Source organism: Pseudomonas sp. UME65, assembly GCF_014170225.1.
GTDB classification, from domain to species: Bacteria; Pseudomonadota; Gammaproteobacteria; order Pseudomonadales; family Pseudomonadaceae; genus Aquipseudomonas; species Aquipseudomonas protegens.
In genome coordinates this window covers 22,210-34,097 of sequence record NZ_LZZQ01000010.1, presented here as the reverse complement: position 1 = coordinate 34,097, position 11,888 = coordinate 22,210, and the positions used below count along the sequence as shown (strand labels likewise).

Genomic DNA, 11,888 nt, shown 5'->3' with positions numbered 1-11,888 from the left:
CGCCGCAGCCAATGGCGCCCCTGAAGGTCGAAAACCTTCTCGCCAGCCCGGCAGCCGCCAAGCCCCTTGTTGAATCGTTAGCCGCCTTTCTATAATCGATCCGCTTACCCAAGCCCTGTGCAGACCCGCGTGCTACCCGCACCCAGCGCAAACCTGCCGATAACCAGCCCTTCTGTTCGACGTCACTCCCATCCCGAGGGACGACCGCGCCAAACCCACATCCCTGGGTGCTCGACCATAATAATTCGCTCCACCGGAGCACAGACTGTCAGGGATAACCATATGACGACCAGCACCGCCTACAGCGCCACCACGCCTGCCCAACCGAGCAATTCCGCCTCGCGGGTGGCCACTGCCAGCTTTATCGGCACCGCCATCGAGTTCTACGACTTCTACGTCTACGCCACCGCCGCCGCACTGGTGATAGGCCCGGTATTCTTTCCCCAGACCTCCGGCACCGCCCAGATGCTCTCGGCGTTCCTGACCTTCGGCATCGCCTTCCTTGCCCGCCCCCTGGGCTCGGCACTGTTCGGCCACTTCGGCGACCGTATCGGACGCAAGTCGACCCTGGTTGCCTCGCTGCTGCTGATGGGCGTGTGCACCACCCTGATCGGCGTACTGCCAGGCTACGCCAGCATCGGCGCCTGGGCGCCCATCCTGCTTTGCGTGCTGCGCTTCGGCCAGGGCCTGGGGTTGGGTGGCGAATGGGGCGGCGCCGCGCTGCTGGCCACGGAGAACGCACCAGAAGGCAAGCGCGCCTGGTTCGGCATGTTCCCGCAGTTGGGCCCCTCCATCGGTTTTCTCGCTGCCAACGGCCTGTTCCTGGCCCTGGCCATGGGCCTGGATGACGAACAGTTCCGCTCCTGGGGCTGGCGCATTCCCTTCCTGCTCAGCGCCGCCCTGGTGATGGTGGGCCTGTACGTGCGCCTGAAGCTGCACGAAACCCCGGTCTTTGCCAACGCCGTGGCACGCCAGGAACGGGTGAAGATGCCACTGGTGGAACTCTTCAGCCAGTACTGGCTGCCGGTACTGCTGGGCGCCGCGTCGATGGTGGTGTGCTACGCCCTGTTCTACATCTCCACGGTGTTTTCCCTGAGCTACGGCGTCGCTACCCTGGGCTACAGCCGGGAAACCTTCCTCGGCCTGCTGTGCTTCGCCGTGCTGTTCATGGCCGCGGCCACGCCTCTATCGGCCTGGGCCAGCGACCGCTTCGGGCGCAAGCCGGTGCTGATTGTCGGCGGCGTGCTGGCGATTCTGTCCGGCTTCACCATGGAACCCCTGCTGACCCAGGGTTCCACCGCCGGCGTGGCGCTGTTCCTGTGCATCGAACTGTTCCTGATGGGGGTCACCTTCGCCCCGATGGGCGCCCTGCTGCCGGAACTGTTCCCGACCCACGTGCGTTATACCGGCGCTTCGGCGGCGTACAACCTGGGGGGCATCGTCGGAGCTTCGGCCGCGCCGTTCTTCGCCCAGAAACTGGTAGCGATGGGCGGTTTGAGCTGGGTTGGGGGGTATGTTTCAGGGGCGGCGATCCTGAGCCTGATCGCGGTGCTGTGCCTGAAGGAAACGCGCAATAACGATTTGAATCGGGTCGCTTGAGCGACCGCTTCACGAGCAAGCTCGCTCCTACAGGTTCAATCCGGACGCTGTAGGAGCGAGCTTGCTCGCGATGCTTTTTACAGTTCGACCACCACCGCTTGCGCAGCGCGGGTCGCCTTGGCCCGGGCGGCTTCGATCGACTCGTCACGCGCCAGGGCTACGCCCATGCGGCGCTGGCCATTGACTTCCGGCTTGCCGAACAGGCGCAGCGCAGTGTCCGGCTCGCTCAGGGCGGCACCGAGGTTGGCGAAGGCGGTCTGGGTGGATGTGCCTTCTACCAGGATCACCGCCGAAGCCGAAGGGCCGAACTGGCGGATCAGCGGAATCGGCAAGCCGAGAATGGCCCGCGCATGCAGGGCGAACTGGGACAGGTCCTGGGAAATCAGGGTCACCAGGCCAGTGTCGTGTGGGCGCGGCGAAACTTCGCTGAACCACACCTGGTCGCCCTTGATGAACAGTTCCACGCCAAACAGACCGCGGCCCCCCAGGGCCTCGGTGACTGCCTTGGCCACCCGCTCGGATTCGGCCAGGGCTTTGGGACTCATGGCCTGAGGCTGCCAGGATTCCTGGTAGTCGCCCTTTTCCTGACGATGGCCGACCGGCGCACAGAAGGTGGTGCCGCCCACATGACGCACGGTCAACAGGGTGATTTCGTAGTCGAAGTCGATAAAGCCTTCGATGATCACCCGGCCCTTGCCGGCACGGCCGCCTTCCTGGGCGTAATCCCAGGCTTTCTGCACGTCGTCGACGCTGCGCAGCAGGCTCTGGCCCTTGCCCGAGGAACTCATCACCGGCTTGACCACGCACGGGAAGCCCAGGTCTTGCACGGCCTTGGAATAGTCTTCGAAGGTGTCGGCGAAATGGTACGGCGAGGTCGGCAGGTCCAGCTCTTCAGCGGCCAGGCGCCGGATGCCTTCGCGGTTCATGGTCAAGGAGGTGGCCCGCGCGGTGGGGATCACGGTGAAGCCCTCGGCTTCCAGTTCCACCAGGGTCGCGGTAGCGATGGCTTCGATTTCCGGCACGATGAAGTGCGGCTTCTCGGCTTCGATCACGGCCCGCAGCGCCGCGCCATCAAGCATGTTGATCACGTGGCTGCGATGGGCCACCTGCATCGCCGGAGCGTTGGCGTAGCGGTCCACGGCAATCACCTCGACACCCAGGCGTTGCAGCTCGATCACCACCTCCTTGCCCAACTCACCACAGCCACAAAGCAAGACGCGGGTCGCGGTTGGCGACAGTGGAGTTCCGATACGAGTCATCTGAAGGTCCTCAAAGGAGCGGATCATCGAGGGCCGAGCGCCAGGCGGGCGACCCATGGGGAGCGGCATTTTACATGAAGCGCGGGCTTTGGCTCAGCCGGCGCACGCCGCTTTGCGCAAACGCCAGGCCATGGCCAGCCAGACCACGGTGACACCGGCGAACTTCGAACCCAGGGCGGTCAGGATCACCCCAGGGGTCAAGGCATCGATCATGCCGAAGAAGATGAAGGTATCCAGGGGAATGCTCAGGGCCGAGCTGATCCACAGACGATCATGCAGGGGCCGCTTGGTGATACTGAACACCAGCCAGTCGATGCATTCCGAGACGGCGAATGCCGTGGCACTGGCCAGGGCGATGGTCGGATCGGAGGTCACATAGGACAGCACCAGGGCCGCCAGCATCGCGACGATGGCGCCGTGGCCGAAACGAGTCTGCACCATGTCCCGCAGGACAAACACCAACCCGCCCCAGGCCGACCAGATGATGTCCAGATGCGGGGCAGACGAAAAGGCGTAGTTGATCAGCACGACACTGCTGATATAGGCGATCAGGAAGAACATGGGGGCGAAGGGTACCTGTCAGGAAGGTGCACAGGTTACTGCAGGCCCGGGGCTGGGCCAAGAAGCCCTTTCGCCAGCACGCTGGCACCTGCACAAGATTGCAGGAGCCGGCTTGCTGGCGAAACGAGCGGATCAACTTGCCGAGCTGGAGCCGATCATCCACAGCAAGCCGCTGGACTTGGCCCGCTCATGGCACAGGGCCAGGACCGCACGCCGCTCGGCGTTGTCCATGCGGCTCCAGCGGGTGATCTCGTCCACCGTGCGCTGGCAACCGGTGCAGATATCCTGCTCGTCCAGGGCACAGATGCTCACGCAGGGCGAAGCGACGGGTCTTTCAGGGGCTGTCATTGTTCTTGCTCAACCAGGTCTCGGGCATAACGCTGGGCATTATGAACGTAGTGCGCGGCGCTGGCTTCGAGCATTTTCTTCTGCGGCTCGGTCAACTCCCGTACCACCTTGCCTGGCGAGCCCATGACCAGCGAACCGTCGGGGATTTCCTTGCCCTCGCCGATCAGCGAGTTGGCGCCGATGATGCAGTTCTTGCCGATCTTCGCGCCATTGAGGATCACCGCGTTGATGCCGATCAGGCTGTAGTCGCCCACGGTGCAGCCGTGCAGCATGGCGTTGTGGCCGATGGTCACGCCGGTACCGATGGTCAGTGGAAAGCCCATGTCGGTGTGCATCACCGTGCCATCCTGGACGTTGCTGTGCTTGCCGATCAGGATCAGTTCGTTGTCCCCGCGCAGCACGGCGTTGAACCAGACGCTGGCTCCCTCCTCCAATTTGACCTTGCCCACCAGCGTGGCATTCGGGGCAACCCAGCTCTGTGGATGGGTCTCGACTCGGGCGTCGCCCAGGCGGTATTTCATCTTATTGTCCTCATGGCTCAGGCAGCCGCGGGTTTATGCCATGCGAAGTGATGGCTTCAGGTATCGATATAGTTTTTTGGCGGGCGATGCAGGCTGATTCCGGCGTCGTACAACAGGTTGACCAGCTCGACGATCATGATCGCGGTCAGGCCCCAGATCTTGTACTCGCCAAAGCGGTAGCTGGGGACGTACCAGCTGCGCCCCTGGTAATCGATGCGATGGGTATGTTCACGGGGGTCCTGGCGAAAGAACTCCAGGGGCACGCTGAAAACGGCGGCGATCTCGGCGTCATTGGCCTGGTATTCGACATAGTCGGGAATCACCCCGACGTAAGGCGTGACCTTGATTCCGTGCAGGGAAATCAGCGGGCTCAAAGGCCCGATGACCTCCACCAGCCCCGGCGGCAGGCCGATTTCCTCCTTGGCCTCGCGCAGCGCGGTAAAGATCAGGTCCGGGTCTTCCGGATCGCGCCGGCCACCAGGGAAAGCCACCTCGCCGCCATGGGTCGACAGCCCGCTGGCACGCAAGGTCAATACCAGTTCCGGTTCTTCGCTGCGGGTGATGGGCACCAGCACCGCAGCCTCGGGAAAACGTCGGTCGGTCTCCAGCGTACGCGGCGTGTAGTGGCTTACCCGATGAAGTAGCTCGTCCAGCATGAGGCATCTCGATCTGTTGGCTACCGTGCATCATGCACCAATCCAATCTTCGGCCCAACCCCCGCCCCCGGGCATGTCGCTTAACGACAACTTGCCGACAACGGGGCTGGCGCGCCAAGATAGCCCCAGCCTTTTCGGATACCCCACATGAAATTTTGCAGCCAGTGCGGCAACCCGGTGACCCAGCGCATTCCCGAAGGCGATTCGCGCCTGCGCTATGTCTGCGACCACTGCCAGACCATCCATTACCAGAACCCCAATATCGTCGCCGGCTGCCTTGCCACCTGGGAGGGCAAGGTGCTGCTGTGCCGTCGCGCCATCGAGCCGCGCCTGGGCTACTGGACCCTGCCCGCAGGCTTCATGGAAAACGGCGAGACCATCGAACAGGCGGCCATTCGCGAAACCTACGAGGAAGCCTGCGCCCGGGTGCGCGGCCTGAGCATCTACACCCTGATCGACGTGCCGCACATCAGCCAGGTGCATGTGTTCTTTCGCGCGGAGCTCGCCGACCTGGACTTTGCCGCTGGCCCCGAGAGCCTGGAAGTGCAGTTGTTCGACGAAGCCGATATCCCTTGGTCCGAGCTGGCTTTCCGCACCGTCGGCCGTACCTTAGAATGCTTCTTCGCTGACCGGCGGGCCGCAGCCTTTGAAGTGCGCTCCGAATCCATTCCGCCGCTCTCTCAGCCTGCCATCAGTTAAACAATAAAACGTGCACGGGATCTGTGTGCGCCTGGGGATATCGTGTCAATGCGCTGGTTGCTTGCCCTGCTGTGCTGTTCCGTCGTTGCTGTGTGCCAGGCCTCCACCGTGGAAACCCTGGACGGCAAGGTCATCGAAAAGGTCCTGGTGCTCAAGTCCGCCCATCAACTGCAACTGATCAACGGTGGCAAGCCACTGAAGACCTACCGCATATCCCTGGGCAAGAAACCCAAGGGTCCCAAGCTCATGGAGGGCGACAAGCGCACCCCTGAAGGCCTCTACTGGCTCGACTGGCGCAAGACCAGCGACCGCTACAACCTGGCCATGCACATCTCCTATCCGAACATCACCGATGCCGCCCGCTCGCGGCGCGAAGGGGTGGACCCGGGCGGCATGATCATGATCCACGGCACCCCGGACACCGAAGAATTCCCGGAGCAGTATTTCCACACCCTGGACTGGACAGACGGGTGCATCGCCATGCGCAACGTCGACATGCGCGAGGTCTGGGGCCTGGTCAAGGACGGCACCATGATCGAGATCCGCCCTTAATTTCCCTTCCGCAAAAAATATTTTTACCCCCGCCAGCTCTTCCACTGCGCCCATACCACTTGGCGACCCGCAAGGGGTCGCCACTCGACGCCATGGCGATGGCAGTCAGACCTGCCTAATACCACTTTAATCATTTACCCTTCAAAGCACCCCGTAAACGCTGGATTTACGCCACCTTCAGCAGACCAGTGGCGTTGACATGGTATCTAAGTGGTATTAGTTTTTCGGCACTACCGGGCGACAACAACCTAATAACCGCATCGGAAAACCTACAGATGAATCACCTCCTGGCCCTGCGCCCCGACGACTCCCAACCCACTCCGCTGTACCTGCAACTGGCTCGCAACCTGGAAGCGGCAATCCATGCCGGCCAGTGGAAAGCCGAGCAGGCACTGCCGTCGGAACGCAACCTCAGCGAATTGCTGGGGATCTCCCGGGTCACCGCGCGCAAGGCCTTGGAAGTGCTCTTCGAACAGGGCTTGATCCGCCGCAGCCAGGGCTCGGGGACCTTCATCACCCCGCGCCTGGAGCAACCGCTGTCGCGGCTCTCCGGCTTCAGCGAAATGCTCCGCCTGAAGGGTTTCGTGCCCGGCTCCCAATGGCTGGAACGCACCCTCACCCCGCCCACCCATGAAGAACTGATCCGCCTCGGCCTGTCGCCTAACGACAAGGTGGCGCGGCTCAAGCGCCTGCGCAAAGCCGATGACACAGTGATGGCCATCGAGATGAGCACCCTGCCGGCCAGCATCATCGCCCAGCCGGAAGCGGTCGGGGATTCGCTCTATGAATACCTCGATGGCATCGGCAAGCCCGTGGTGCGGGCGCTGCAGCACATCCAGGCGATCAATGCCTCGGACGAATTCGCCGCCCTGGTGGGCATCGCCCCCGGCACCGCCATGTTGCTGATGACCCGGGTCGGCTACCTGGAAGACAACACGCCGATCGAGGTCACCGACACCTACTGCCGCAACGACTACTACGACTTCGTCGCTGAACTGCGACGCTGAACCCGCTTCCGGAGCCAGAGAAACGCCATGTCCGAAGACAATATCCTCACGCCCCAAGGCTGGGTCCGCGGCCGTCTGCTGCATCAGGACGGCAAGGTGATCGCCATCGAAGGCAGCCCCTGCAATCCGGCGGACAACGACCTGCCCTACCTGCTGCCCGGCTTTATCGACCTGCATGTGCACGGCGGCGGCGGCAAGGACATCATGCAAGGCCGCGATGCCTTCCAGACCATCACCCGCACCCATCTGCGCTTCGGCACCACCTCGTTGCTGGCCACCACCATGACGGCCCCCAGCGAGGAAATCCGCCAGGTCCTGGAGCAACTGGGCAGCTATGCCGAACAGCGCCCCAAAGGCTGCGCCCGAGTGCTCGGCGTGCACCTGGAAGGCCCCTACATCAACCCCGGCAAACTTGGCGCCCAGCCCAACTTCGCCCACACCGCACTGCTGGCGGAAGTGGAGCAGTACCTGGCGCTGGCGCCGATCCGCGTGATCACCATCGCCCCGGAAGTCGCCGGCCACGACGGCCTGATCCGCGAACTCAGCGCCCGCGGCGTGCGCATGCAGATCGGCCACACCCTGGGCAGCTACGAGGAAGGCGTGGCGGCCCTCGCCGCTGGCGCCACCAGTTTCACCCACCTGTACAACGCCATGAGCCCGCTGCATCACCGCGAGCCGGGGATCGTCGGCGCGGCCCTGGCCCACGCCCAGTACGCCGAGCTGATCCCGGACCTGCTGCACGTGCACCCCGGTGCCATGCGCGTGGCCCTGCGCTCGATCCCATGCCTGTACTGCGTTACCGACTCCACCGCAGCTGCCGGCATGCCCGACGGTGAATACAAGCTGGGCAGCCACACCGTGACCAAGTGCCTGGGTGGTGTGCGCCTGGCCGACGGCACGCTGGCCGGCAGCACCCTGACCATGGACCAGGCCCTGCGCAATCTGGTGAAGATCGGCCTGCCCCTGGCCGAAGCCTCGCAGCGCCTGTCGCAATTTCCCGCCGACTACCTCGGCATCCCTGAACGCGGCCGCCTGCAACCTGGCAGCTGGGCCGACAGCGTGCGCCTGGACCGGGCACTCACACTGACCGCCGTCATGGTCGAAGGAGAAGACATTGACTTCAAAAATGCTTGAAGAGGCGCTGTCCTCGCACCTGGCCGCGAGCAACCAGTTGCAGCACCTGGACCCGGCGCTGATCGAGGTCGCCGGCCGCCTGCGCCGCCAGCCGCCACAAGTGGCAATGACCGTGGCCCGGGGCAGCTCCGACCACGCCGCCAGCTACTTCGCCTACCTGACCATGCAGCAAGTGGGTATTCCCGTGGCCTCGCTGCCGATGTCGGTGGTGACCATGCAGCAGGCGCCCCTGCGGGTCAGCGGCCAGGCGGTGTTCGCCTTTTCGCAATCGGGGCAAAGCCCGGACCTGGTAAACAGCGTGCGCCTGCTGCGCAAGCGCGGGGCCCTCAGCGTGGCCATGGTCAACGCGGAAAACAGCCCGCTGGAAGCGGCCAGCGAATTCTTCCTGCCATTGCACGCCGGCGCCGAGCAGAGCGTGGCCGCCACCAAGAGCTTTATTGCCACCCTCAGTGCCAGCGCGCGACTGATCGGCCACTGGAATGATGACGGACGCTTGCTCGAAGCCGGCCTGGCCCTGCCCGAAGGCCTGCGCCAGGCCGCGACCCAGGATTGGAGCCTGGCCGTCAATGCGCTGCGCGATTGCCAGCGCCTGATGGTGATCGGCCGTGGGGCGGGATTCGCCATTGCCCAGGAAGCCGCGCTCAAGCTCAAGGAAACCTCGGCCATCCAGGCCGAAGCCTTCAGCAGTGCCGAAGTCCGCCACGGCCCCATGGCGCTGATCGACCACGACTATCCGCTGCTGGTGTTCGCCCCCCGCGGCGCCGAGCAGGGCGGCCTGCTGAGCCTGGCCGCCGACATGCGCCAGCGCGGCGCCAAGGTGCTGCTGGCCGCTCCGGACGACATCGGTGAACGGGACCTGACCCTGAGTCGTGCCGAACACCCGGCACTCGACCCGATCCTGGCGATCCAGAGTTTCTACGTCATGGCCGCCGGCCTCGCCCAAGCCCGCAGCATGGACCCCGACCAACCGCGCCACCTGAGCAAAGTGACCCGCACTCACTAAGCCCCATCGCCAACGAGTACTGCGCCATGCACAACAACAATAACGAACTGACGCTCGGTGCCCCGTTAAGCGGGCCAGTGCTAGCACTACGCAGCGTGCCCGACCCGGTGTTCGCCAGCGGTGCCATGGGCGACGGCATCGCCATCGATCCCCTCAACGACACCCTGCATGCGCCCTGCGCCGGCCAGGTGATCCAGGTCGCACGTACCGGGCACGCAATCACCCTGCGCGCCGCCAATGGGGCCGAACTGCTGCTGCACCTGGGCCTGGACACTGTCGAACTGCAGGGCGAGGGGTTTGCCCTGCTGGTGAAGGAAGGCCAGCAGGTGCGTGCCGGCCAGCCCTTGATGCGGGTTGATCTGGACCACGTGGCACAGCATTGCCGAAGCCTGATCAGCCTGCTGATCCTGACCAATGGCGAGGGTTTCGACCTGCGCCCGCTGACCCTGTCGACAGTCCAGGTGGGCGAGCCATTGCTGCACATCAGCCGGCGCGCCAACGCGGGCCCGCAGCCGCTGGCGCAAGAGCAATCCGGGCAGCAGGCCAGCGCCCGGATCAAGGTCGCCCATCGCGGCGGCCTGCATGCCCGCCCCGCCGCCCTGGTGCGCCAGACCGCCCTGAGCTTCAACAGCCATTCGCAGTTGATCTTCAAGGACAAGAGCGCCCCCTGCACCAGCCTGATTGCCCTGATGAGCCTGGGCATCGGTGAACAGGAAGAAGTGCTGGTCAGTTGCCAGGGCGACGATTGCCAGGATGCCCTGCAGGCGGTGCTGCAGACCCTCGGCACCGCGATGGCCGCAGATGCCCATGGCGAAACCCCGGTACCGGCCCCGGCCGCCCAAGGCCCCGTGGAAGACGGCGTGCTGCCGGGCGTCTGCGCCGCGCCGGGCCTGGTGTGCGGACCCCTGGTGCGGCTTAACGCCATGGTCTTGGCGGAGGATCATGGCCAGCATGCACCCGAGCCTCAACGGCAAGCATTGAGCACCGCACTGAACCAGGTGCGCGGGGAAATCCGCCACACCCTGGAGCAGGCTCAACAACGCCGCGACCAGCAGGAACAGGACATCTTCAGCGCCCACCTGGCGCTGCTCGAAGACCCGACCCTGCTGGACGCCGCCGAAGCCTCCATTGCCCAGGGCCGCGCCGCCACCCATGCCTGGAGCGCGGCGATTACCGAGCAATGCCAGATCCTGCAGCAACTGGGCAGTACGCTGCTGGCTGAACGCGCCAACGACCTGCGGGACCTGCAGCAGCGCGTTCTGCGCGCCCTGCTGGGGGAGGCCTGGCACTACGATCTGCCAGCCGGGGCGATCGTTGCCGCCGAGGAGTTGACCCCTTCCGACCTTCTGCAACTCAGCGCCCAGGGCGTGGCCGGGTTGTGCATGGCCGCCGGCGGTGCCACTTCCCACGTGGCGATCCTCGCCCGGGGCAAAGGCCTGCCTTGCCTGGTGGCCCTGGGCCCGCAAGTGCTGCGCATCGACAGTGGCCGCCAGGTGGTGCTGGATGCCAACGGCGGGCGCCTGGAACTGGAGCCCGACCCGCAGCGCATCGCACAGGTGCAACGGGCCGGTGAAACCCAGCGCCAGCGCCATGCGCTGCAACAGCAAAAAGCCCATGAGCCCGCCCTGACCCAGGACGGCCAGCAGATCGAGGTGGCGGCCAATGTGGCGTCCAGCGATGAAGCCCGAGACGCCCACCAGGGTGGCGCCGACGGCGTCGGCCTGCTGCGCACCGAGTTTCTCTTCGTTGACCGCCAGACCGCCCCGGATCAAGAAGAACAGCGCCAGGCCTATCAGGCAGTGCTCAACGCCATGGGCGACAAGCCGGTGATCATTCGCACCATCGACGTCGGCGGCGACAAACAGCTGGATTACCTGCCCCTGCCGGTGGAAGCCAACCCGGTACTTGGGCTGCGCGGCATCCGCCTGGCCCAGGCGCGCCCTGAACTGCTGGACCAACAACTGCGGGCGCTGCTCCAGGTCAGCCCCGTGCAACGCTGCCGGGTGATGCTGCCGATGGTCACCGAAGTCGCCGAGCTGCTGCACATTCGCCAGCGCCTGGACCTGTTCGCTGCCGAACTGGGCCTGAGCCAGCGCCCGGAACTGGGGGTCATGATCGAAGTCCCCGCCGCCGCCCTGATGGCCGAGCAACTGGCCGAACACGCCGACTTCCTGTCCATCGGCACCAACGACCTCTCCCAGTACACCCTGGCCATGGACCGTGACCACGCCGGGCTGGCGGCACGGGTCGACGCCCTGCACCCCGCCCTGCTGCGGCTGATCGCCCAGACCTGCGCCGGCGCCCAGCGCCATGGTCGCTGGGTCGGGGTCTGTGGCGCCCTGGCCTCCGATCCCCTGGCCACACCAGTACTCATTGGCCTGGGCGTCAGCGAGCTGTCGGTCAGCCCCCCACAGGTGGGCGAGATCAAGGACCGGGTGCGCCAGCTGGACGCCAGCCAGTGCCGCCAGCTCAGCCAACCGCTGCTCAACCTGCCCGGTGCCGCCACAGTCCGTCAGGCCTGCGAACGGCTTTGGCCTCTGCACTCATAA

12 protein-coding genes are annotated in these 11,888 nt (G+C 65.0%); 7 read left to right on the top strand and 5 right to left on the bottom strand.

The window, feature by feature from the left end; all coding sequences use genetic code 11:
- Positions 1-282 precede the first annotated feature (282 nt).
- On the top strand, positions 283-1,599 hold the full coding sequence (locus tag A9971_RS07870) for an MFS transporter (protein ID WP_015634277.1): 1,317 nt from the start codon (positions 283-285) through the stop codon (positions 1,597-1,599).
- Positions 1,600-1,676: 77 nt separating this feature from the next.
- Here A9971_RS07870 and purT read toward each other — a convergent pair whose 3' ends face one another.
- The 5 genes from purT to A9971_RS07845 form a co-directional block, all read right to left on the bottom strand.
- Complete coding sequence (gene purT / locus A9971_RS07865; protein WP_015634276.1) at positions 1,677-2,858, bottom strand: formate-dependent phosphoribosylglycinamide formyltransferase; 1,182 nt, start codon at positions 2,856-2,858, stop codon at positions 1,677-1,679.
- A 93-nt stretch (positions 2,859-2,951) separates the two neighbouring features.
- Positions 2,952-3,419, bottom strand: coding sequence for a hypothetical protein (locus A9971_RS07860; protein WP_015634275.1), 468 nt, complete (start codon positions 3,417-3,419; stop codon positions 2,952-2,954).
- A gap of 132 nt (positions 3,420-3,551) precedes the next feature.
- Entirely contained in the window at positions 3,552-3,767 is a 216-nt protein-coding gene (locus A9971_RS07855; RefSeq protein ID WP_011059437.1) for a DUF1289 domain-containing protein, read from the bottom strand.
- Positions 3,764-4,288, bottom strand: coding sequence for a gamma carbonic anhydrase family protein (locus A9971_RS07850; protein ID WP_011059436.1), 525 nt, complete (start codon positions 4,286-4,288; stop codon positions 3,764-3,766). Before A9971_RS07850 ends, A9971_RS07855 begins: the two co-directional genes overlap by 4 nt.
- Before the next feature lie 56 nt (positions 4,289-4,344).
- Positions 4,345-4,944 carry a CoA pyrophosphatase gene (locus A9971_RS07845; RefSeq protein WP_011059435.1) on the bottom strand — a complete coding sequence of 200 codons (600 nt, stop codon included), beginning with the start codon at positions 4,942-4,944 and terminating at the stop codon, positions 4,345-4,347.
- A 147-nt stretch (positions 4,945-5,091) separates the two neighbouring features.
- Between A9971_RS07845 and A9971_RS07840 the strand changes: the two genes are divergently transcribed.
- From A9971_RS07840 to ptsP, 6 genes are all read left to right on the top strand, one after another.
- On the top strand, positions 5,092-5,643 hold the full coding sequence (locus tag A9971_RS07840; protein ID WP_011059434.1) for an NUDIX hydrolase: 552 nt from the start codon (positions 5,092-5,094) through the stop codon (positions 5,641-5,643).
- Positions 5,644-5,691: 48 nt separating this feature from the next.
- Entirely contained in the window at positions 5,692-6,195 is a 504-nt protein-coding gene (locus A9971_RS07835; protein ID WP_011059433.1) for a murein L,D-transpeptidase family protein, read from the top strand.
- 275 nt (positions 6,196-6,470) lie between these two features.
- The gene (locus A9971_RS07830; RefSeq protein WP_011059432.1) at positions 6,471-7,202 is read left to right on the top strand and encodes a GntR family transcriptional regulator; all 732 of its coding nucleotides are present in this window, start codon (positions 6,471-6,473) and stop codon (positions 7,200-7,202) included.
- A 27-nt stretch (positions 7,203-7,229) separates the two neighbouring features.
- Positions 7,230-8,336: an N-acetylglucosamine-6-phosphate deacetylase gene (gene nagA, locus A9971_RS07825; RefSeq protein WP_123430107.1), complete on the top strand. Its 1,107-nt coding sequence runs from the start codon at positions 7,230-7,232 to the stop codon at positions 8,334-8,336.
- On the top strand, positions 8,317-9,339 hold the full coding sequence (locus A9971_RS07820) for an SIS domain-containing protein (protein ID WP_103289925.1): 1,023 nt from the start codon (positions 8,317-8,319) through the stop codon (positions 9,337-9,339). Before nagA ends, A9971_RS07820 begins: the two co-directional genes overlap by 20 nt.
- A gap of 26 nt (positions 9,340-9,365) precedes the next feature.
- Positions 9,366-11,888 carry a phosphoenolpyruvate--protein phosphotransferase gene (gene ptsP / locus A9971_RS07815; RefSeq protein ID WP_123430106.1) on the top strand — a complete coding sequence of 841 codons (2,523 nt, stop codon included), beginning with the start codon at positions 9,366-9,368 and terminating at the stop codon, positions 11,886-11,888.

What these genes read in the sequence shown, in the direction of transcription:
- A9971_RS07855 (WP_011059437.1), bottom strand. Translation starts at nt 3,767, where the DNA reads ATGACAGCCCCTGAAAGACCCGTCGCTTCGCCCTGCGTGAGCATCTGT.
- A9971_RS07840 (WP_011059434.1), top strand. Translation starts at nt 5,092, where the DNA reads ATGAAATTTTGCAGCCAGTGCGGCAACCCGGTGACCCAGCGCATTCCC.
- A9971_RS07830 (WP_011059432.1), top strand. Translation starts at nt 6,471, where the DNA reads ATGAATCACCTCCTGGCCCTGCGCCCCGACGACTCCCAACCCACTCCG.
- A9971_RS07860 (WP_015634275.1), bottom strand. Translation starts at nt 3,419, where the DNA reads ATGTTCTTCCTGATCGCCTATATCAGCAGTGTCGTGCTGATCAACTAC.
- A9971_RS07850 (WP_011059436.1), bottom strand. Translation starts at nt 4,288, where the DNA reads ATGAAATACCGCCTGGGCGACGCCCGAGTCGAGACCCATCCACAGAGC.
- A9971_RS07835 (WP_011059433.1), top strand. Translation starts at nt 5,692, where the DNA reads ATGCGCTGGTTGCTTGCCCTGCTGTGCTGTTCCGTCGTTGCTGTGTGC.
- A9971_RS07845 (WP_011059435.1), bottom strand. Translation starts at nt 4,944, where the DNA reads ATGCTGGACGAGCTACTTCATCGGGTAAGCCACTACACGCCGCGTACG.
- nagA (WP_123430107.1), top strand. Translation starts at nt 7,230, where the DNA reads ATGTCCGAAGACAATATCCTCACGCCCCAAGGCTGGGTCCGCGGCCGT.
- purT (WP_015634276.1), bottom strand. Translation starts at nt 2,858, where the DNA reads ATGACTCGTATCGGAACTCCACTGTCGCCAACCGCGACCCGCGTCTTG.
- A9971_RS07870 (WP_015634277.1), top strand. Translation starts at nt 283, where the DNA reads ATGACGACCAGCACCGCCTACAGCGCCACCACGCCTGCCCAACCGAGC.
- ptsP (WP_123430106.1), top strand. Translation starts at nt 9,366, where the DNA reads ATGCACAACAACAATAACGAACTGACGCTCGGTGCCCCGTTAAGCGGG.